17 protein-coding genes and 1 tRNA gene are annotated in these 20,173 nt (G+C 73.8%); 7 read left to right on the top strand and 11 right to left on the bottom strand.

The annotated features are described in order from the left end of the window. Nucleotides 1-52 precede the first annotated feature (52 nt). Nucleotides 53-1,876 (bottom strand): putative bifunctional diguanylate cyclase/phosphodiesterase, encoded by a 1,824-nt coding sequence (locus ACZ6SQ_RS13700; RefSeq protein WP_469560584.1) that lies wholly within the window; start codon nucleotides 1,874-1,876, stop codon nucleotides 53-55. A gap of 404 nt (nucleotides 1,877-2,280) precedes the next feature. Between ACZ6SQ_RS13700 and ACZ6SQ_RS13695 the strand changes: the two genes are divergently transcribed. Next, nucleotides 2,281-3,543 (top strand): M6 family metalloprotease domain-containing protein, encoded by a 1,263-nt coding sequence (locus ACZ6SQ_RS13695; protein ID WP_469560582.1) that lies wholly within the window; start codon nucleotides 2,281-2,283, stop codon nucleotides 3,541-3,543. 94 nt (nucleotides 3,544-3,637) lie between these two features. Here ACZ6SQ_RS13695 and ACZ6SQ_RS13690 read toward each other — a convergent pair. The 7 genes from ACZ6SQ_RS13690 to ACZ6SQ_RS13660 form a co-directional block, all read right to left on the bottom strand. Then, nucleotides 3,638-3,711, bottom strand: a tRNA-Lys gene (locus ACZ6SQ_RS13690). Then, nucleotides 3,702-4,325, bottom strand: coding sequence for a bifunctional DNA primase/polymerase (locus ACZ6SQ_RS13685; RefSeq protein ID WP_469560580.1), 624 nt, complete (start codon nucleotides 4,323-4,325; stop codon nucleotides 3,702-3,704). Before ACZ6SQ_RS13685 ends, ACZ6SQ_RS13690 begins: the two co-directional genes overlap by 10 nt. Nucleotides 4,326-4,446: 121 nt before the next feature. Next, nucleotides 4,447-4,812, bottom strand: coding sequence for a hypothetical protein (locus ACZ6SQ_RS13680; protein WP_469560576.1), 366 nt, complete (start codon nucleotides 4,810-4,812; stop codon nucleotides 4,447-4,449). A 281-nt stretch (nucleotides 4,813-5,093) separates the two neighbouring features. Beyond that, entirely contained in the window at nucleotides 5,094-6,434 is a 1,341-nt protein-coding gene (locus tag ACZ6SQ_RS13675) for an AAA domain-containing protein (protein WP_469560573.1), read from the bottom strand. Continuing rightward, nucleotides 6,431-8,029 carry a hypothetical protein gene (locus ACZ6SQ_RS13670; RefSeq protein WP_469560570.1) on the bottom strand — a complete coding sequence of 533 codons (1,599 nt, stop codon included), beginning with the start codon at nucleotides 8,027-8,029 and terminating at the stop codon, nucleotides 6,431-6,433. Before ACZ6SQ_RS13670 ends, ACZ6SQ_RS13675 begins: the two co-directional genes overlap by 4 nt. Next, entirely contained in the window at nucleotides 8,020-9,207 is a 1,188-nt protein-coding gene (locus tag ACZ6SQ_RS13665; RefSeq protein WP_469560566.1) for a hypothetical protein, read from the bottom strand. Before ACZ6SQ_RS13665 ends, ACZ6SQ_RS13670 begins: the two co-directional genes overlap by 10 nt. Next, nucleotides 9,104-10,057, bottom strand: coding sequence for a phosphatase PAP2 family protein (locus tag ACZ6SQ_RS13660; protein ID WP_469560563.1), 954 nt, complete (start codon nucleotides 10,055-10,057; stop codon nucleotides 9,104-9,106). Before ACZ6SQ_RS13660 ends, ACZ6SQ_RS13665 begins: the two co-directional genes overlap by 104 nt. A gap of 193 nt (nucleotides 10,058-10,250) precedes the next feature. Here ACZ6SQ_RS13660 and ACZ6SQ_RS13655 point away from each other — a divergent pair, with 193 nt between their 5' ends. Beyond that, nucleotides 10,251-10,850, top strand: a complete 600-nt coding sequence (locus tag ACZ6SQ_RS13655; RefSeq protein ID WP_469560561.1) for a histidine phosphatase family protein — start codon at nucleotides 10,251-10,253, stop codon at nucleotides 10,848-10,850. A gap of 20 nt (nucleotides 10,851-10,870) precedes the next feature. On the opposite strand, the gene ACZ6SQ_RS13650 is transcribed toward ACZ6SQ_RS13655, so the two are convergent. Beyond that, nucleotides 10,871-12,316, bottom strand: a complete 1,446-nt coding sequence (locus ACZ6SQ_RS13650; protein ID WP_469560559.1) for a hypothetical protein — start codon at nucleotides 12,314-12,316, stop codon at nucleotides 10,871-10,873. A 310-nt stretch (nucleotides 12,317-12,626) separates the two neighbouring features. Between ACZ6SQ_RS13650 and ACZ6SQ_RS13645 the strand changes: the two genes are divergently transcribed. Together ACZ6SQ_RS13645 and ACZ6SQ_RS13640 are read left to right on the top strand one after the other, a co-directional pair. Beyond that, the gene (locus ACZ6SQ_RS13645; RefSeq protein ID WP_469560975.1) at nucleotides 12,627-12,989 is read left to right on the top strand and encodes a hypothetical protein; all 363 of its coding nucleotides are present in this window, start codon (nucleotides 12,627-12,629) and stop codon (nucleotides 12,987-12,989) included. Between the two features lie 274 nt (nucleotides 12,990-13,263). Further along, nucleotides 13,264-14,133 (top strand): spermidine synthase, encoded by an 870-nt coding sequence (locus ACZ6SQ_RS13640; protein ID WP_469560557.1) that lies wholly within the window; start codon nucleotides 13,264-13,266, stop codon nucleotides 14,131-14,133. Between the two features lie 13 nt (nucleotides 14,134-14,146). On the opposite strand, the gene ACZ6SQ_RS13635 is transcribed toward ACZ6SQ_RS13640, so the two are convergent. Beyond that, nucleotides 14,147-14,686, bottom strand: coding sequence for a hypothetical protein (locus ACZ6SQ_RS13635; RefSeq protein ID WP_469560554.1), 540 nt, complete (start codon nucleotides 14,684-14,686; stop codon nucleotides 14,147-14,149). A 108-nt stretch (nucleotides 14,687-14,794) separates the two neighbouring features. Here ACZ6SQ_RS13635 and ACZ6SQ_RS13630 point away from each other — a divergent pair, with 108 nt between their 5' ends. From ACZ6SQ_RS13630 to ACZ6SQ_RS13620, 3 genes are all read left to right on the top strand, one after another. Continuing rightward, nucleotides 14,795-15,493, top strand: a complete 699-nt coding sequence (locus tag ACZ6SQ_RS13630) for a response regulator transcription factor (protein ID WP_469560551.1) — start codon at nucleotides 14,795-14,797, stop codon at nucleotides 15,491-15,493. Continuing rightward, nucleotides 15,490-16,902, top strand: coding sequence for a sensor histidine kinase (locus tag ACZ6SQ_RS13625; RefSeq protein WP_469560547.1), 1,413 nt, complete (start codon nucleotides 15,490-15,492; stop codon nucleotides 16,900-16,902). Before ACZ6SQ_RS13630 ends, ACZ6SQ_RS13625 begins: the two co-directional genes overlap by 4 nt. 142 nt (nucleotides 16,903-17,044) lie before the next feature. Then, entirely contained in the window at nucleotides 17,045-18,517 is a 1,473-nt protein-coding gene (locus tag ACZ6SQ_RS13620) for a glycoside hydrolase family 18 protein (protein WP_469560544.1), read from the top strand. Nucleotides 18,518-18,688: 171 nt separating this feature from the next. On the opposite strand, the gene ACZ6SQ_RS13615 is transcribed toward ACZ6SQ_RS13620, so the two are convergent. Then, a complete protein-coding gene (locus ACZ6SQ_RS13615; protein WP_469560541.1) occupies nucleotides 18,689-20,125 on the bottom strand; it encodes a GH1 family beta-glucosidase in 1,437 nt (478 codons plus the stop codon). Between the last annotated feature and the right edge of the window lie 48 nt (nucleotides 20,126-20,173).

Below are 20,173 nucleotides of genomic sequence, written 5' to 3'. Positions count from 1 at the left end.
GCGGGAGGTCCGTGGCGGGGCCCGCCGGGAGGTCGGCGGGCCCCGGCCGGCCTCAGCCCGCGTAGGACGCCGGTGCCCGCAGCCCGGAGATGCGGTCCGGGGCCACCGGGCGGGAGTACAGCCAGCCCTGCCCCGTGTCGCACCCGATCCGCCGCAGCCGTTCCGCCTGCGCGGATGTCTCCACGCACTCCGCTGTGACGGTCAGCCCGAGCCGGTGGGCGAGCTGGATCATGGCCTCCACGACGACCTCGTCGGCCGGGTTCGGCGGCGCGCCCTCGCCCTCGTACTGGAAGCCGCGCACGAACGAGCCGTCGAGCTTCAGCACGTCGACCGGCAGCCGGGAGAGATAGGCGAGGTTGGAGTAGCCGGTGCCGAAGTCGTCGATGGCGATACGGACGCCCATGGCGCTGAGCGCCTGGAGCACCTGGAGGGGCCGGCCCGCGGAGCCCATCACCGCAGACTCGGTCAGTTCGAGCTGGAGCAGCCCGGGGTCGAGGCCCGTCTCACCGAGCATACGGTCGACGTCGGCCACCAGATCGGAGTCCCACACCTGCCGTACGGCGACGTTCACGCTGACGAACAGGGGCTCCTGGCCGGGGTGTTCGAGCTGCCAGCGGCGCGCCTGACGGCAGGCGGTGGCCAGCACCCAGCGGCCGAGCGGGACGATCGCGCCGTCCTCCTCGGCCAGTCCGATGAACCGATTCGGCGTCAGCGTGCCGAACTGCGGGTGGTCCCAGCGCACCAGGGCCTCCACCCCGCGCAGCCGGCCGTCGGCCATGCCGACCAGGGGCTGGTACTCCAGCCGGAACTCGCCGCGTTCGATGCCGGGCCGCAGGGTGGAGGCGAGGGCCTGGCGGGTCATGCGGTGCGCGTTGCGCTCGGGGTCGAACAGGGTCCAGCGGTCCTTGCCGTCGGCCTTCGCCCAGTACAGCGTGGTGTCGGCGGCCTGCATCAGCCCGGTCGCGGTGGTGTCGGCGGCGAGGCGTTCGACCACACCGACGGACGCGGTGACCGACAGCCGCCGGCCGGACAGGTCGAAGGGGGCGCGCAGTGCCAGGAGCACCGACTCGGCGAGGTCGGCCACCTGGTCGGTGCCGGTGGAGTCCTCGACCAGCAGGGCGAACTCGTCACCCCCGAGCCGGGCCACCAGCGGCGCGCTGGCGCGGGCGTAACCGGCCTCGTCGGCGCAGCGGGTGAGCCGTTCGGCCACGGCCGCCAGCAGCCGGTCGCCGACGCGGTGGCCGAGGGTGTCGTTGATCGCCTTGAACCCGTCGAGGTCCAGGTAGCACAGTCCGATCCGGCCGGTGCTGCCGCGCTCCTCCGGCACGGCCTCCAGGGCGGCGGTCAGCCGCTCGAAGAACAGGGTGCGGTTGGGCAGCCGGGTCACCGGGTCGTGCATCTGCAAGTGCCTTAGCCGTGCCTGGAGTTCACGGCGGGCGCTGATGTCGGCGACGGACACCAGCACGCCCTCGGTGTGCTCGTCGAGCGGGGACACGGTGACCTGGACCCAGACGGCGTGCCCGTCCGGGTGTTTGATCCGGCGGGTGCAGCGCAGCCGGGCGCGGCGCCCGCGCAGGACCTCGCGATAGGCGTGCCAGGTACGGCCGTCGGAGGTGAGGTCGACCAGTTCGGCCGCGACCTGTCCGGCGACGGGTCGTTCGGCGGTGCCGAACAGATGGGTGAAGCTGTCGTTGGCGGTCGAGACCAGTCCTTCCCGGTCGACGACGGCCATGGCCAGGGGGGCCGAGGCGAAGGCGGACCGAAAGGAGTCCGGAGCCTCGGTACCGGTACGACGAGACGCTTGGAAATCACTCTCTGTGACGGCCGGCCCGATGAGGTCTGCCGCGGGTGTCGGCCCTTCGGACGTTCCGCTCACCGCTCGCTCCCGCAGTGCACTCGATCTGCTGGGTCTCTGCTCGATCTCTGTCCGGGCAGGAAGTGTCAGGAAAGTGTGCCGATCATAGAGGCTGCCCCTTGACCCTTCCAGCCGTTCTCCAGTGTCCCCCGTGTACCGGCGCGCGACCCGTCTTTCTGGTGGATCGTTTCTGCCCCCGGCTGGGACGGTTTCTTCGGCTGTCGACCGATTGTGACGGACCGTGAGCGGTTCGGGGGTGTCGCGCGTGCGGCGGCGTGGCCGGGGGCCTCAGGTGCCCCATCTCTCACTCGTCCGGTGCAGACAAACAGGGCATATGACGTGAAAGTCACACAGGCTGGGTTGCGGTGTCCCTCCCTCACCGCCTCCAGGGCGTGGGGGCACCTTCACCGCATCCGGAGGTCCCTGTGCCGCGTCCGCTCCCGCGCCCCCGACTGCGCAAGCCCGCGGCCGTCCTCACCACGATGTCGGCACTCGCCGCCACCTCCTTCATCGGCGCGCCCTCGGTCGCCGAGTCCTTCTCGGCCGCGCCCTGCGCCCTGAAGCGCACCGACGCCCACCACTCCGAAGGCGTCTCGACCTGGAACGCCGCGTATCCGAAGCCCACCCGCTCGCTGGACGCGGTGCTGGTCTTCCTGTCCTTCCCGGACGCCGAGCCGCTCACCACGCCCCAGGAGCTGACCGCCGATCACTTCCCGGCAACCAGCGACTTCTTCCAGCGGGCCTCCTACGGCAGGTTCAGCCTGCGCCCGCACGCGCTGCGGCAGTGGATCACCATGCCCCGCGCCTCCACCGCGTACGCCATACGGCGCGACTGGAACGCCTCCCATCGTGCCGCCTATCTGCGCGACGCGCTCGCGGCGGCCGACCGCACGGTGGACTTCTCGGCTTACGACGTCGTCTACTTCGTCGCCGATCCGGACGCGCCCGGCGTGGACTCCGACGCCACGAAGGTCGTCAATCTGGACGTCCCGCTGCGGGCGGACGGCACGGACATCCGGCGGTTCGTCACGGTGTTCGAGAAGCATCCGCCGGACCGGCTGGTGCTGGCCCATGAGACCGGGCATGTGTTCGACCTGCCGGATCTGTATCACCGGCCCGTTGACGGCGCCGGCGACTGGGACACCCATGTGGGTGACTGGGACCTGATGGGCAGCCAGTTCGGGCTCGCCCCGGACCTCTTCGCCTGGCACAAGTGGAAGCTGGGCTGGCTGGAGCCGCGCCAGGTGACCTGTGTGCGCGGTACCGGGCCGGTCCGGCTGACGCTGGAGCCGCTCGGGGCCGGGCCCGGGGTGCCGGTGACCGGGGCCGCCGGGGCGCCCTCGTTCGGGCTCGGCCGCGGCACCAAGCTCGCGGTGGTGCGCACCGGCGCCGACAGCGCGCTCGCCTTCGAGGCGCGCGGGTCCGTCGGCAACGACGCCGCCGCCTGCCGCAGCGGGGTGCTGGTCTACCGGGTGAACAGCTCGGCCGTGTCCGGCGGCGGCCCGGTCGAGGTCATCGACGCCCACCCCGACACCGAGGCCTGCTGGGAGACCTCCGTGTACCCGCCGCTCGCGGACGCGCCTGTCGACGTCGGGGAGACCTTCACGGTGCCGGGTGACGGCGTGCGCGTCGAGGTGCAGGGACGGACCCCGGCGGGGGCCTGGACGGTGCGGATCGTCCCAGCCTGACCTGTGGGCCGCGTCGCGGTCACGAGGCGGTAGAACGACGAGAGCCCCCCGGAAAACCGGGGGGCTCTCGTCAAGGTCAGCGACCTTTTAGCTGTGCGCCGCCAGGGACTCGAACCCCGGACCCGCTGATTAAGAGTCAGCTGCTCTAACCAACTGAGCTAGCGGCGCCTGCTGACGTCGTAGACCTTAGCATCCTGATCGGGGGGAGGAAAAATCGATATCCGCACCGCCTCACGTGCCGCCCGCACGGCCGCCCAGATCAGCACCTCCGGGCCCGGTAACCAGGGCTGACGTGTGTCGGGGCCGACCAGCCAGCGGGACCCCAGGGGCAGCCGGGAACGGGGGTCCGCGACGGGCGCGGGGACGGTCACGGCGTCGCCGGTGCCGTGGCACAGCAGGGGCGGCACGGCCGCCGTACGCCCGCCGTCCCGGGAGCCGAACTCCTCCCACTCCAGCAGCGACGGCAGCCGCTGTGCGGTGCCGGGTGCGGCGAACAGCAGGGTGCGGCCGCGGAACACCGCCACCGGGCCGGAGCCCGGCCCGTCCTCCCAGAGCCGGTCCAGCATCCGGCGGCCGAACACCGCCGGGGCGCTCACCACGTCGAACACAGAGCCGCAGGGCAGCACCACGGGGGCGTCGGGGTGTTCCCGCCAGAGCGCGAGCGTGCTGCGCGGATACGTTCCCGCCGAGGCGAGCCAGGCGGCTCCGTCCGGGGTGAGTCCCGCGCTGCCACGGCCCTCGTCGAACAGGCCGTAGGTCGGTTCGTGCCGAAAGCTGCTCATGCCAGACAGATGTACCGGGCGTGAGCGTGCCGCCTCGCAGGGTTGGGGGAAACCGGGACAGCGGCGGGTGCGGAGGAGTATCTTGCCCGCCCGCCTGGCATATGCCGGGCGGGTGTGAGGCTCAGACCGGGTCGGCGTGGCCGTTGCCGTTCTCGCCGCGCAGCAGGCCGCGGCCGAACTCGACCATCCTCTTGGCATAGTCCTCGGTCCACTCGGCCCGCTCCGCGATGTCCGCGTGCGTCAGCCGGTCGAACCGCCGCGGGTCGGCGAGCTGAGCCGCCGCGATCGCCTGGAACTCCATCGCCCGGTCGGCCGCCGCGCGGAAGGCCTGCGTCAGCTCCGTCGCCCGCGCCAGCAGCTCCCGCGGGTCGTCGATCGACTCCAGGTCGAAGAAGTGCTCCGGGTCCCCGGCGGCCTCGGCGGGTTCGAAGAGCAGGGGCGCGGGGCGTAGCCGCGGCTCGTTCGGTCGCGGCGTGGGCTCCGCCATGTCGAGTCCTCCTCGTACGTTTCCGGACGGCCCGCCTGGGGCGGACCACCCTCCATTGTCGCGCGGCCGCGCAAGAGGGCCTCGGGCGTCCGGCGGGGCGGGTGGGCCGGTCGGGGTGTTGTGTCCGTCGGTGCTGGTCAGGGGCGCCATGCGATGCGGTGTTCGGCGAGGCGGGCGAGGACGGCGTGGTTGGCCTCCCAGCCGTCCGGGCTGTGTCGTCGGGCCGCCTGCGGCGGCGTGCCGGACTCCGTCCGGCGGGCGGGTGGGCCGGTCGGTGCTGGTCAGGGGCGCCATGCGATGCGGTGTTCGGCGAGGCGGGCGAGGACCGCGTGGTTGGCCTCCCAGCCGTCCGGGAGCTTCACCACCGTGCCCAACTGGACCGGTTCCGTGGACGGGTAGTCGTCCAGGAGGTCGGTCACACCCGCGCGGCAGACCACGATGCAGGCGTGGCGGTGGCGGGAGGCCAGCACGCACAGGCGGCCCGTCTCCAGATGGAAGGCGGTGGCGTCGGGGCGCCCCGACAGGGGGTGCAGGACGACCGTGACGTCGAACTCCCGGCCCTGGAGACGGTTGGCCGTGTCGACCGTGACGTCCGCCGCGCCGAGGCCCGCGAGGGCGGCGCGGACCGCCGCCGCCTGGTCGCGATGGGCGGTACCCACGGCGATCCGGTCGGCGGTCAGCGGGGCCGGGTCCTCGGAGCGCTCCGAGGTCGCCGCGCCACCCCGGTCCAGCAGGCGCCGCACCACCGCGGCGACCGCCCGGACCGCCTCCGGGTCCGTGCGCGGGGTGTGCCGCGCGGGCAGCTCCAGCAGGCCCCAGCCGGACTCCGCCGCCTCGTCGATCACCCGGTCGGGGCCCGAGCCGTCAGAGGGCACCGCGAAGGCGAGCCGCCGGTCCTCGTGGCCCGTGCCGCTGCGGAACGGGGTGTACGGGTAGAACGCGTCCGACACCAGCTGCGCGGCCGAGGCCGGCAGCCGCCAGGACACCGGCAGCCGGTGCTGCGGCAGGCCCGGGTTGTGCGCGAGCAGCGTCGAGACCGCCGAGGACGACGGGTCGTACGACAGCCCCGCCCACTGCTCGCCGCCGACGATCGAGAACGGGTCCAGCTGGCCCGGGTCGCCCACGAACAGCGCCCGCTCGAACAGCCCGGCCACCGCCAGCAGCCCGTCCGAGCGCATCTGGTACGCCTCGTCGACGATCGCGTGCCGCCATGGCTCGTCGACCTTCACATGCGCCCACTTCGCCGCCGTGGAGATCACCACGGGCAGGCCCGCCAGCTCGGCAGCCTTCGCCGACTTCCGTACGTTCGGCAGGTCGTCCAGCGCCTTGTCGTACGGGTCGGCGTCGCTGCTGTGCAGCCGGCCCACGGGCAGCTCCGGGCTCTTCTCGGCGAGCCGTACCACCAGGTCGTCGACCTGGGCGTTGGTCTGCGCGACCACCATCAGGGGGCGGCCGGCGTCGGCGAGCTCCAGCGCCGCGCGGACCACCAGGGTGGACTTGCCGGCGCCCGGTGGGGAGTCCACGACGACGCCGCGGTCCGTGCCGTCCAGCGTGTCGCGCAGGATCGCCTCGGTGGCCCGGCCCGCCTCGGCGCCCGGGTCGAAAACGGTCTGTGTGCTCACAGCACGTCCTCCTCGGTCACGGCGTCGGCGGTCTCCGGTACGGCGGCGCCCTCGCCCGGCGGTCCGCCGTGCGTCCACGGCGTGTTCTCCGGGTCGGGCAGCTTCGCGCCGCCGCGCTGGTCGTGCTCGAACGCCGTGAAGCAGAGCGCGTCGCCCTTCTCCGGCACCGAACCGGCCTCCGGCTCCTTGCCGCGGCCCATCTTGTCCAGCACGCGCAGCACGACCAGGGCTCCCTCGTCCTCGAAGCCGACGAGCTCCGCCGTCTGCGGTCTGCCGTCCAGCGAGCGGTACACCCGGGCCCGCTCGGCCAGCTGCAGGCGGTCGTCGGTGCGGACCACGACCAGTGGGCGCGGGCTCGGGCGCCTGCCCTCGGAGTACGCCATGACGACGTCGACGACCTCCCCGGCGAAGGCCTCCCCGGCCAGTCGCCGTCCCGCCATCACCAGCTCGTCGTCGAGCGCCTCCTGCGCCTCGAGGCGGGCCTGCTCGCGCTCGCGCGCGCCCAGCTTGTTCGCCGCCGTCACCGCGTCGTCGCGGCGTGGCTGCGGGGGCTCGCCCGAGCGGACACGGTCGCGGTGCCCGGTGAACGACCAGCGGTCGCGGGTCCAGCGCTCCTGCGCGTGCGCCGCCTCGGGCAGCGTGCGCAGCAGGTCCAGGCCCTGCCAGACGGCGTCCCAGGTGGGGCGCGTGCGGCTGAGGACCAGATCGCGGATGTGCCGCTCCGCCGCGCTGAGCTCGGCGAGCCGGGCGTCGGCCTGGAGGCCGTCCTCGGCGGCGGCGAGCGCCGAGCGGGCCCTGTCGTAGCGCTCGAAGGCGGGGGCGAGCAGCTTGTTGTCGAAGGCCGGGTCGGTGGCCGGGCCGGCCGGCGGGCACTCCAGCTGGCCCTGTTCGTCGCGGGCCAGCTCCGCCCGCAGCGCCGCCTCCGCGCCGCTCGCTCCCCGGGGCGGGTCGATCCAGGCGAGCAGGGCGCCCAGATGCTGGTCCTCCAGGGTGGACTGGCCGGTCGCCCAGTGCCGCCCGAGCACCTCGGTCAGGGCCAGCAGCAGCGAGGAGCCGGGCACCCTGGCCCGCTCCCCGAAGTGGGTCAGCCAGCGCCCCAGCAGCGGCACCCGCGTCGGCGCCGGGTACGGCGTCTCGGGGTCCTGCTCGGCCGTACGCCGAAAGCGCGTCGAGCGGCCCAGCAGCCGGACGTACTCCACGCCCGCCCGGCCCGGCACGATCAGCTGCGGCGCGTCCGCGCACAGCTCGACCTCGACCTTCACCCGCTTGCCGGTCTCCGGGTCGGTCTCGGCGCGCTCGGCGGCCTCCACGTCGTCGGCGTACGACTCGACGTACGGCAGCACGACGTCCGCCAGGTCGGCGAGGAACGCGGAGCGCAGGTCGCGGTCGCGCGGCTGCGGGACCACCAGCAGCCGCGGCGTGTCGCGCTCGGTGCCGACCAGCGCGCCCAGCGGGGCGCCCGCCTCACCGGCGGTGGTGAGCGGCACGAACACCAGCGGGCGCGGCGAGAGATGCCGGTGCCGGACGGTGGCCAGCGGCTGCGCGACCCCGCTGTCGACGGCTTCCAGACGGGCGAGGGTGGCGATCAGCGACATACGGCGGCCTCCGTCCTGCCCAGCGCCTGCGCGCGCAGCCGGGCCGCCCTTCTCAGGGCCGCCACCGCCGGGTCGTCCGGGTCGCCGGTCTCGCCCCGGGCGGCGGCCAGCACCTCGGTGACGGTGGTCAGGGCGCCCAGTTCGGCACGCACCGAGCGGCCCAGCGAGGTCACCGCGTCGTCGGCGCGGGCGCGGGCCCGGCAGTGGAAGGCCAGTTCGCAGGCGGACAGGCACTCGGGGGCGTAGGCGGCCGGGATCGCGTCGACGGCCTCCGTCAGCTGCTCGGCGGGCAGCTCGGGGGAGAGGCAGAGCCCCTCGGGCAGGGCGTCGGCGATCTCGTCGAGGCGGGTGAGCCGGGCCAGCTGGCGGCGGGTGACGGCCCGCTGCCTGCGGACGTCGACCGCCGAGGCGGTGGGCTGGTTGGAGAAGTCCCTGGGGCACACCAGCAGCACGTGGTGGCGCACGCGCGGGCTGGTCTCGAGGCGCGCGGCGACGTCCTCCAGCGCCAGCACGTACACGGCGGCCTGGCGGGCGGCGGCGCCCACCTTCGCCGGGTCCGCCGAACCGTCCAGCATCGGGAAGGACTTGATCTCCACGACAGACCAGGAGCCGTCGGGGTGCACCACGACCGCGTCCGGCTCCAGGAAGGCGGGCGAACCGGCGACGTCCAGCGCGAGCATCGGGTGGTCGAGCAGGGTCCAGGTGCCCGGCGCCGTGGCGGCCTCGCGCAGCGCCAGTGCCGTACGCGCGGTGCGCCCCTCGGGTCCGGCGGCCGTCAGGTCGGGCACGGCCGCGTCCTGCGGCGGTTCGGAGCCGGGGGCGAGGACGCGGTGCGCGAGGCGCAGCAGTTCGGCGCCGCCGTCGGCCTTGACCTTCGCCTCGAAGGCGTTGCCCCTGGTGAGGGCGAACTGGGACTGTCCGAAGGCCGAGGGGGAGCCCAGCGCGCTCGCCAGCGTCGCTTTGTGCACGCCCGCGCCGTCGAGGATCGCGCGCCGTCTGCATCCGGGGTTGGCGGCCAGCGCGGCGAGGGCACGCGCGTCCAGCGCGCGGGCCGCCACCTCGGGTCCGCGCAGCTCAGCGAGCCGCTGCCGGAGCCCCGTCGTCCGCGTCGGAGGGGGAGGAGTCCGGTCCGGCTGCCGCGGGGAAGGCGGACTCGCGCTGCCGTGGAATTCGCTCACCCGGGGAAGTCTGGCATCCGCCACTGACAATCGGGGCCTCTGTGTCCCCGGAGGCCGGTGCGGAGGGCTCCGAACCGGCGGTGCCGCGCCGGAAGATCCGGTCCGCGGCCCGCAGCACCAGCGGGGTCAGCAGCAGTCCGACGCCCATCACTGCCGCGCCCGCGACCGCGTCGAGGAAGTAGTGGTTCGCGGTGCCCATCACCACGATCGTGGTCACCGTCGGGTAGACGATCGCGGCGATCTTCGTGAGGCGGTTGCCGCCCAGGCGCCACAGCATCACACCGCACCACAGCGACCAGCCCACGTGCAGGCTGGGCATCGCCGCGAACTGGTTCGTCAGACCGCCCAGGCCGCGCGGCGCGCTCGCCTCGCCGCCCCACCAGCCGTAGGAGCTGTACTGCGCCATGGTGTCCACGAACCCGTGCGCCGCGTCGAGCAGCCGGGGCGGGCAGGTCGGCATCATTGTGAAGCCGATCAGACCGAGGAACGTCGAGGTCATCAGCCAGGTGCGGGCCGCCCGGTAGTGCAGGGCCCGCGAGCGGAACACCCACACCAGCAGCACCGGCGTCACCAGGTAGTGCAGCGAGGCGTACCAGAAGTCCGCGGGGACCCCGAGCCAGGCCTCGCTCGTGAACAGCCGGTTCAGCGGGTGCTCTGCGTTGAGATGGAGGACCTTCTCGACGCGCAGGATCGCCAGGCCGTGATCCACGGCCGTGGAGGCGTCGCCCCGGGCCAGCAGCCGGCCGGCCGAGTAGCAGGCGTACACCAGCAGGATCAGCGGCAGCTCGGACCACCAGCGCAGTCGGAGCGGCCGGACCGCCTCAGCACGCACTATCTCGGACTGCGGCATCCGATCGTCCTCCCCCTGTGTGTCGCTCGGCGCCGTTGGCCGGTCGTGCCACCTTACGTGTGAGCCGCGCCCGCACGGTGCCCCGGCCCTGTAGACGCAAGCCCGGCCCTCCGGGTTGCCCGTGCGGACCGCCTGCGCACAGGGTGCGGGATGATGGTGGGGTTCCGCCTGTGGTTTCTCCGAAAGGCCTCTCATGGCACCGCGCATCCTGCTGGCCCGGCACGGACAGACCGAGTGGTCGCTGTCCGGCAAGCACACCGGCCGCACGGACGTGCCCCTGCTGGAGGAGGGCCGGCGCGGCGCGAAGCTGCTCGGCGAGCGGCTGCTGCGGGCGCCGTACGACGGACTGCCCGGCGTCGAGGTGCGCACCAGCCCGCTCGCACGCGCGCGCGAGACGTGCGAACTCGCCGGGTTCGGGGACCGCGCGACCACCTGGGACACCCTGATGGAGTTCCACTACGGCGCCTACGAGGGCATGACTCCTGACCAGATACAGGCGATCCGTCCGGGCTGGCTGATCTGGCGCGACGGGGTCCCGGACGGCGAGAGCCTCGCCGAGGTGAGCGCCCGCGCCGACGAGGTCGTCGCCTGGGCGCGCGCCGCCGACCGGGACGTCCTCGTCTTCGCCCACGGGCACATACTGCGCTCGATCGGCGCGCGCTGGCTGGGCCTGCCGATCGACTTCGCCGCCCGTATCCGCCTCAACCCGACGTCGCTGTCGGTGCTGGGCTGGGCCTACGGCGAACCGGCCATCGAGGCCTGGAACGACCTGGGGCACCTGGCCCGCGCCTGATCGGACCGCCGCGCCCGCCGTCACCCGACGCGCGGTGTGGAGGCGTGCTTCTCCAGGAACTGCGAGACCCCCGAGGCCCGCCGGTGCGGAAGCAGCACGCGCGCGGTGCCCGCCAGCATCGTCTGGATGCGGGAGGACTGGACCTCGCCCAGCAGGTCCAGGACGCGCAGCCCGGCGGCCGCGGCCTCGTCCGGACGGCCGCCGCGCGCGAGGTCGTCGGCGAGTTCGGCCGTGTAGAGGGCGAGGTTCCTGGTGAAGTGCGGGTCCTGGAGGTGGGCAGCCCTGGCCGCGTGCCGGGCCGCGCGCGGCCAGTCGCCGAGGGCCGACCAGCACTGGGCCTCCAGCAGCGCCAGTTCGGCCGCACCGTAGAAGCTCATCCACTCGGGGTCGGCGTCCGAGGGGCCCCGCTCGAAGAGGGCGTGCGCCCGGGCGAGGGCCTGTTCGCAGCCGGTGCGGTCGGCGAGCCCGGCCCAGCCGCCCGCCTCGCGCAGCGCCAGCAGGGACATCAGCCGGTCGGAGCCCAGCGGCCGGGCGATGCGCTGGGCGGCCTGGGCGGCGCGCACCGCCTCGCGCGGACGGCCCGCGTCCCGGGCGAGGAACGCCGTGTTGCAGAACGCGTGGGCCTCCAGGGCTGCGTCCCCGGCCATCCGGGCGGTGGCGAGGGCCTCGGCGTAGTGCGAGCGGGCGTCGTCGAAACGGCCCGAGTCATGGGCCAGCCAGCCCACCGAGATGGCCAGTTCACCCGCGCCGGAGTGGAGCCGGTCGGCGGTCGTCCGGCGGGTCGTACCGGCGTCCAGCAGGGCGTAGGCGGCGCGCAGCGGGGCGGCCGCGCGGCGGTAGAGGCCGTCGGCGCCGTGCCGGTCGTCGAGCAGCCGGATCCTGCGGACGGCCTCCTCCAGGGCGCCGGCCTCACCCGCGCCGACCCTGCGGCCGGGCAGCGGCCCGGCGCCGGCGTCCAGGGCGAGCCCGAAGGGGACCAGTGAGGCGGCGGCCATCGTGGCGCCCCCGCCGGTCATGAATGCGCGACGCAGCACGTCGCTCTCCTCGTAGTTGTCGTGCTTCTCGTACGGGTCCTGCGTGTCATACGGATCGTGCGCCCCACGAGTCTCACTGGTGGCATATGCGGGGCTCGCCAGACGGGTGTGCTCGTCCGGGTCGAGGCCGCCGCGCGAGCCGCGGCCGCGGACCGCCGAGCGGGGCGAGAAGCCCAGGTCGGCGAGCGTGCGGCCGGGGAACATGTGCAGGAACACCCGTTCGTACGCGTAGTTGGGGCAGCGGATCTCGCCGGCCTCCACGCGGCCGATGTAACGCGCGTCACAGCTGACCTGCTCGCCGATCTCGCGGGCGGCCCGCCGCACCTCCGCGGCGAACTCGGCCGGGGAGCGGGCGCCGCGCAGCCGGCGGAAGGCGGGATTCGGCCGGGGCGGCCGCTGGGGCTGGGACGAGGTCGCCTCGGACGACGTCATGGCCGGGTCCTCTCGTGCGAACCGTCGAACCATGCCGAATCCCGGGCCACTTGACCGATTTGTCGGTGAGGTGCCCTGTTTCCGGCGGGCAAGAACGTACCTGTTGGGACAAGGCCGCCATGCGATGTTTGGCTACAAACCGGATATCTCATCCGTGATCTGCCATGAACTGCCATCCTTTGCGGCGTACTTCCGCCGTAGCCGTTGACAAGGTGCCGCGTTGAACCCGGTGGACCGGGAGCCGCCCGACTCCCGACCCGCACGAACGAGGAGGTTCGTAGTGGATGCCGGGACGCACACCAACGCTTCGATGTCGGGGTCGCCGTCCGCCTGGGACCTGGTGACGGTTCCCGCGCGGCAGGGGCTGGAGGCGGTCGACATTCTGCGCCGGGGGTCCTGCGAGGGGGTCGGGCCCGTGCTGCACGACGACGGTTGCGGCACGCTCGGCTTCGTGGTTCCGCCGGGGACGGCCGCGGGGTGGGACATGCCGGGCAGTGTCTGTACCGAGACGGACGGGCGGGGGCTGAGCCTTGTCGCGCCCGAGCCGCCCGGCGAGGGGTCCGACTGGCTGCTGCCGCCGGGGGAGGCGGAGGTGGTGACGGATCCCGGGGTGTTGCGGGCGGCGCTCGGGGAGGCGGCGCGGTTGATCAGGGCGGCGGACAGCTGTTCCTGAGGGGGATCTGGGGGGTGCCTTTGCGTGCCTGTGCCTGTGCGGGGCGGTGGTGGTCTTTCGCGCAGTTCCCCGCGCCCCTTGGGGATGGGTGCGGGTGCGTTGGGGGTTTTGCGCAGTTCCCCGCGCCCCTTGGGGGTGGGTGCGGGAGCGTTGGGGGTTTGCGCAGGTCCCCGCGCCCCTCAGAAGCTGGGTGGGTTTGTGCAGGTCCCCGCGTCCCTTTGTGCCGTGAGCCCTGGGGCGCGCTGATCGGGGTGGGGGCTGGGAGAATGGGGGGATGGGAAAGTCCAGGGGTGCTCGGCGTGTGCGGGAGGGGGCCGAGCCCGTTGTCGAGGCTGTCGACGGCGGGCTCGCGGAGCTGATACCCGACCGGGACCGGGCGCGGGCCTGGACGCTGCTGATCGACGGGGCACCGCAGTCCCACGTGGACCTCGACGACCCCGCCCATCTGTCCTTCGAGTACCAGCGGCGGCTCGGCCACGTCGTCGACCTCGTCGCGCCGCCCGGCCGGCCCGTACACGCCGTGCACCTCGGCGGCGGCGCCTTCACCCTGGCCCGCTATGTCGCCGCGACCCGGCCCCGGTCCACCCAGCAGGTCGTCGAGTTCGACGCGCCCCTCGTCCAACTGGTCCGCCGCGAGCTGCCGTTGGAGCCGAACGCGCGGGTCAGGGTGCGCTCGGCCGACGCCCGTGAGGGCCTGGCCAGGGTGCCGGACGGCTGGGCCGATCTGATCGTGGCGGATGTCTTCAGCGGGGCCCGCACCCCGGCGCATCTGACCTCGACCGAGTTCCTCGACGACGTACGCCGTGCGCTGAGGCCGGGCGGGCTGTACGCCGCCAACCTCGCCGACGGTCCGCCGCTCACGCATCTGCGCGGCCAGATCGCCACCGCCGCCGCCCGGTTCGCGGAACTGGCGCTGATCGCCGACCCGGCCGTGCTGCGCGGCCGCCGCTTCGGCAACGCCGTCCTGGTCGCCGCCGACCAGCCGCTGCCGCTGGCCGAACTGACCCGCCGCACCGCCTCCGACCCGCACCCGGGCCGGGTCGAACACGGGCGGCCGCTCACCGACTTCGCGGGCGGAGCCGTACCGGTCACGGACGCCGCGGCGGTGGCCTCGCCCGCGCCGCCGCCCTCGGTGTTCCGCTGAGCGTCCGCCCGGCTCAGTACTCGCCGACCTCGACCCGCGGCGGTCCGTCGTGCCAGGTGCAGAACACCGACACCCGGTCCGCGCCGGAGCTGAACTCCACCCGGATCCATGACTCCGTCTTCCACACCTGCATCGACCAGCCCGTCTCCGGGGTCGCCGTGACCAGCGTCGCGTAGGACCCGCGCAGGTCGAACACCGACCGGCCGCCCTCGGTGGCGTAGCTCCTGACCTGGCCCGTGGCCGTGGGGGAGGGGGCGGCGCCGACGCCGGACGCGGTGGCGGACGCGGCGGCGTCGGACGGCGTGGCGGACGGCGCCGACGGTCCGTCCGAGGGGGAGGGCGACGCGCTGGGCGACGCCTCCGGGCGGTGCGTGCTCGCGGAGGTGGCCAGCGGCTTCGACTCCTGCGTGGTCGCCTCCGCCGTCACCGGCAGCGCCCGCGGCGGGTCGTACGCCGTGCTGTCCAGCACCGTGCGCACACCCCACAGCGACAGCGTGACCGCCGCGCCCGTGGCGAGCGACCAGGCCAGTGCGTGTACGAGTCCCCTGCGCATCGCGCCATAGTGCCTCACCCGTCCCACGGGTGTCGCCCACTCGTCCACAGTGCCGGGGTTGTCCACAGGGCCTCTTGCGGCTCGGCCGCATGGCGTACGGTGCGGCGCATGGCAAGTGTGCTCGTGGTCGAGGACGACCAGTTCGTCCGCTCGGCGCTCATCCGGCATCTCACCGACGCGGCCCACACGGTGCGCAGCGTCGGCACCGCGCTGGAGGCGCTGCGCGAGGTCGCCCATCACCACTTCGACGTGGTCATCCTCGACCTCGGCCTGCCCGACCTCGACGGGTCCGAGGCCCTGAAGATGCTGCGCGGGATCACCGACGTCCCGGTGATCATCGCCACCGCCCGGGACGACGAGTCGGAGGTCGTCCGGCTGCTCAACGCGGGCGCGGACGACTATCTGACCAAGCCGTTCTCCGTCGACCACCTGTCGGCCCGGATCGCCGCCGTGCTGCGCCGCTCCCGGGCCGGGGCGGGCGAGTCCGCGCCCTCACCGGTGCTGCAGGTGGGCGGGCTGACCGTGGACCCGCAGCGCCGCCAGGCCGAGCTCGACGGTGTGCGACTCGACCTCACCCGCCGCGAGTTCGACCTGCTCGCCTTCCTCGCCGGCCGTCCCGGAGTCGTCGTCCCCCGCCGCGAACTGCTCGCCGAGGTCTGGCAGCAGTCGTACGGCGACGACCAGACCATCGACGTCCATCTGTCCTGGCTGCGCCGGAAGCTGGGCGAGACGGCGGCCAGTCCCCGCTACCTCCACACCCTGCGCGGCGTCGGTGTGAAGCTCGAACCGCCGGGGGCCGCGCGATGAGGTGGGCACTGGTCAAGGTCTCGCTCGCGGTCACCGCCATGGTGGTGGTCGCCTTCGCCGTGCCCCTCGGTCTGGTCATCCGGGAGATGGCCCGTGACCGGGCGTTCTCGGGCGCCGAGCGGGACGCGGCGGAGATCGCCCCCGCCCTGTCCATCACCACCGACCGCGACCAGCTGGAGCGGTTCGTCGCCTCGGCCGGGTCCGACGCCGCCACCACCGCCCTGCACATACCCGAGGGCGGGGGTGCCCCGGCCGTCGAGATCGGGCGCCGACGGGCCGCCGCCGAGGACATCGCGGCGACCCGGAAGATGGGCCGCGCCTCCACCGCCCAGGCACCCGGCGGCTCGGTCCTGCTCCAACCGGTCGCGCTCGGCACGGGCCAGATAGCCGTGGTCGAGGTGTACGTCCCCGACGCCGCCGTCGACAAGGGCGTCGGCACCGCCTGGGCCGTGCTCGCCGGGGTCGGACTCGCCCTGATCGTGGGCTCGGTGGCGGTCGCCGACCGGCTCGGGGTGCGCATGGTGCAGCCCGCCCAGCGGCTGGTGGAGGGCGCCCGCGAACTGGGCGAGGGCAAGCTGGGCGCGCGGGTGCCGGAGGAGGGGCCGACCGAACTGCGGCTGGCCGCGGTCGCGTTCAACTCGATGGCCGACCAAGTGGTGCAACTCCTCGCCAACGAGCGGGAGCTGGCGGCCGACCTCTCCCACCGGCTGCGCACCCCGCTGACCGTGCTGCGGCTGAACGCCGCCTCGCTCGGCGACGGACCCGCCGCCGAGCAGACCCGGGCCGCGGTCGAGCAGCTGGAGCGCGAGGTGGACACCATCATCCGCACCGCCCGGGAGGCCAAGCCGCAGACCACCGCGGCGGGCCCGGGAGCGGGCTGCGACGCGGCCGAAGTGGTGCGCGAGCGCATGGAGTTCTGGTCGGCGCTGGCCGAGGACGAGGGCCGCAAATGGCGGGTCGCCGGGGTGGACCGGCCGGTGCGCATCCCCGTGGCCCGCGCCGACCTGGCCGCCGCCCTCGACGCCCTGCTCGGCAACGTCTTCCGGCACACCCCGGAGGGCACCGCCTTCGCCGTCGACGTGCACAACGGCGAGGACGCGGTGATCGTCCTCGTCTCCGACGCGGGCCCCGGCATACCCGACCCCGTGACCGCGATGGCCCGCGGCCGCGGCTCCGGCAGCGACGGCTCGACGGGGCTGGGCCTGGACATCGTGCGGCGCCTCGCGGAGGCCACCGGCGGCGACGTCCGCATCGGCTCGTCGGTGCTCGGCGGCACCGAGGTGCGGCTCTGGATCCAGCTCGACGGGCGCGCCGGAGCCCCGCCCCGGCGCGGTCACCGAGGGACCGTGAAACGCCGTCGGCCGGGCCGACTGGTCTCGACCTTTAACCGCCCCCGATCCCTTCCTTAAGCCCGCCATAAGAACGTCAACGGCCGTCCGGATCGGGTGCTTTGCCCGATTCCGGATCGCTAGCGTGCTGCCGCACCCCCACCCCACCGGGACCTCGTCCAGGGCCCCGACGCACCGCCCCAGAGCAGAAGGCAGGCACGCGATGAGCACGCACCGGCGCAGGATCGGCGGCAGGACCAAGGCGATAGGCGGGCTGGTCGCCGCGGCCGTGGCGGGCGGCGGGGCGTTCCTGTTCACCGGCACCGCCCAGGCCGCCGGTGTCGGCGCCGCGTACACCAGGACCAGCGACTGGTCGACCGGCTACACCGCGCAGTACGTCGTCACCAACGACAGCGGCGCCCGCAAGACCGACTGGAAGCTGGAGTTCGACCTCCCGGCAGGCAGCAGGCTCAGCTCGCTGTGGAACGCGGAGTCGAGCGTCGCCGGGCAGCACGTCACCGCCACACCGCCGAAGTGGGACACCGACGGGCTGGCCGCCGGGGAGTCCGTCACCGTCGGCTTCGTCGTCAACGGCACCGCCGACCCCACCGGCTGCCGCGTCGACGGCGCCACCTGTTCCGCGGACGGCGGCGCCACCCCCGAGCCCACCGGCCGCCCGACCCAGTCGCCGACCCCCACCGCGACCCCGACGCAGTCCGCGACCCCCACCCCGACGGCCACCGCCACGCCGACCCCCACCCCGACGCCGACCCCCTCCGGCAGCACCGGCACCGGCACCCCGGCGGGCGCGGGCTTCGCCCCCTACGTCGACACCAGCCTCTACCCGGCCTTCGACCTGGTGGCGAGCGCCCAGGCGACCGGCGTGAAGCAGTACAACCTCGCCTTCGTCACCGACGGCGGCGGCTGCACCCCGAAGTGGGGCGGCGTCACCGACCTGGCGAGCGACGCCGTGGCGGCACAGATCGGCGCGCTGCGCGCCAAGGGCGGCGACGTCCGGGTCTCCTTCGGCGGCGCGGCCGGCCGTGAGCTCGCCACCGCCTGCACCTCGGCCGACGCCCTCGCCGCGGCCTACACCAAGGTCGTCGACGCCTACCGGCTGACCAAGGTCGACTTCGACGTCGAGGGCGGCGCGCTGCCCGACACCGCGGCCAACACCCGCCGCGCCCAGGCCATCGCCACACTCCAGAAGAAGAACCCCGGCCTGGACGTCTCCTACACTCTCCCGGTCATGCCCGAGGGCCTCACCCAGGACGGTGTCAGCCTCCTCGCCGACGCCAAGGCGAACGGCGTGAAGATCAGCGCCGTGAACATCATGGCCATGGACTACGGCCCCGCCTACAGCGGCGACATGGGCACCTACGCCGAGCAGGCCGCCACCGCCACCCAGGCCCAGATCAAGGGCGTCCTCGGCCTCAGCGACAGCGCCGCCTGGAAGGCCGTCGCCGTCACGCCGATGATCGGCGTCAACGACGTCGTCACCGAGATCTTCAAGGTCGACGACGCCACCCAGCTGGTGAACTTCGCCAAGTCCAAGGGCCTCGGCTGGCTGTCCATGTGGTCGTCCGGCCGCGACCAGCAGTGCCCCGGCGGCACCAAGAACTCCGCCGACGCCACGTGCAGCTCGATCCTTCAGGACAAGTTCGCCTTCACCAAGGCCTTCGCGGCCTACAACTGACGCTCTCCGGCGCGCGTTCGGGCCCGCCGGAGAGCCGGCCGTCGGACGAGCCCGCCACTGAGCGGCACTCGTCCGACGGCCCACCACAGACCCACCAGGAAAACGGGGAAACGCGCCCCGGCCGGTCTTCCCCCCCCCCATCCGGCCGGGGCGCGTGGGCGTGCCCGCTCGTCAGACCTCGTCCACCGCCGGCAGCACCCCGCTGCGAGCCGCCCGCCCGTACCAGTACGCGCTCGACTTCGGCGTACGGGCCAGCGTCGCGTAGTCCACGTAGACCGCGCCGAAGCGCTTCTCGTAGCCGTAGGACCACTCGAAGTTGTCCATCAGGGACCACAGGTAGTAGCCGCGCACGTCGGCGCCGTCCGTGATGGCCCGGCGCACGGCGGCCAGGTGGCCGTGCAGATAGGCGATGCGGTCGGGGTCGTGGACCCGGCCGTCGGGGTCGGGCTTGTCGTCGTAGGCCGCGCCGTTCTCGGTGATGTACAGCGGGACGCCGGGCGCCTCGCGGGAGAAGCGCATGATCAGGTCGTGCAGACCGGTCGGATCGATGGTCCAGCCCATCTCCGTGCGCTCACCCGGCGTCTGGTGGAACGCCACGTCCTCGGCGCCCGGCCACGGGGAACTGTCGCTCGCGCCGTGTCCGTCGGCACGGGGGCCCCTCGGGGCGCTCTCGGGGCCGGAGACCAGGGCCGGGGTGTAGTAGTTGATGCCCAGCGCGTCCAGCGGCTGGTGCGCGGTGCGCAGGTCGCCGTCCTGGACGAAGGACCAGTCGGTGACGGACGAGGTCGCCGACAGCAGCGTCTCGGGGTAGGCGCCGTGCAGCATCGGGCCGTGGAAGACACCGTTGGCCAGGTCGTCGATCCGCTGCGCAGCGGCGAGGTCGGCCGGGTCCTGGGTGAGCGGGCGCACCACCGCGGAGTTGAGGCTGACCGCGAGCTGGTTGCGGGCCGGCATCACCGAACGCAGCGCGGTGGCGCCCAGGCCGTGCGCCAGGTTGAGGTGGTGCGCGGCGCGCAGCGCGGCCGCCCCGTCGGTACGGCCGGGCGCGTGCACCCCGGAGCCGTAGCCCAGGAACGCCGTGCACCACGGCTCGTTGAGGGTGATCCACTGCTCCACCCGGTCGCCGAGGGCCTCCCCGACGATCTGGGCGTACTCGGCGAACCGGTAGGCCGTGTCGCGCACCGGCCAGCCGCCCGCGTCCTCCAGCTCCTGCGGCAGGTCCCAGTGGTAGAGGGTGAGGGCGGGCTTGATGCCCTTCTCCAGCAGCTCGTCGACCAGCGCGCGATAGAAGTCCAGGCCGACCTGGACGGCGGGCCCCCGGCCGGTGGGCTGCACCCGGGACCAGGAGACGGAGAAGCGGTAGGAGTTCAGGCCCAGGTCGGCCATGAGCGCCACGTCGTCACGGAAGCGGTGGTAGTGGTCGACAGCGATGTCACCGGTGTCGCCGCCGGCCGTCTTGCCGGGCGTATGGCTGAAGGTGTCCCAGATCGAGGGCGTGCGGCCGTCCTCCCGTACCGCCCCTTCGATCTGGTACGCGGATGTGGCCGCGCCCCAGACGAAGGCGGGAGGAAAGGTCACCGGGGTCGCCGGCTCAACGGGCTCGGACATGGAAGCGCTCCCATCGGTGGTCGTGGAGACCTGTGGAGGAGAAGAAGA

The sequence above is a fragment of the Streptomyces sp. NPDC048600 genome, assembly GCF_055587025.1.
Note: the sequence above shows the minus strand (reverse complement) of the source record. Positions and strands in the feature narration are given on the sequence as shown.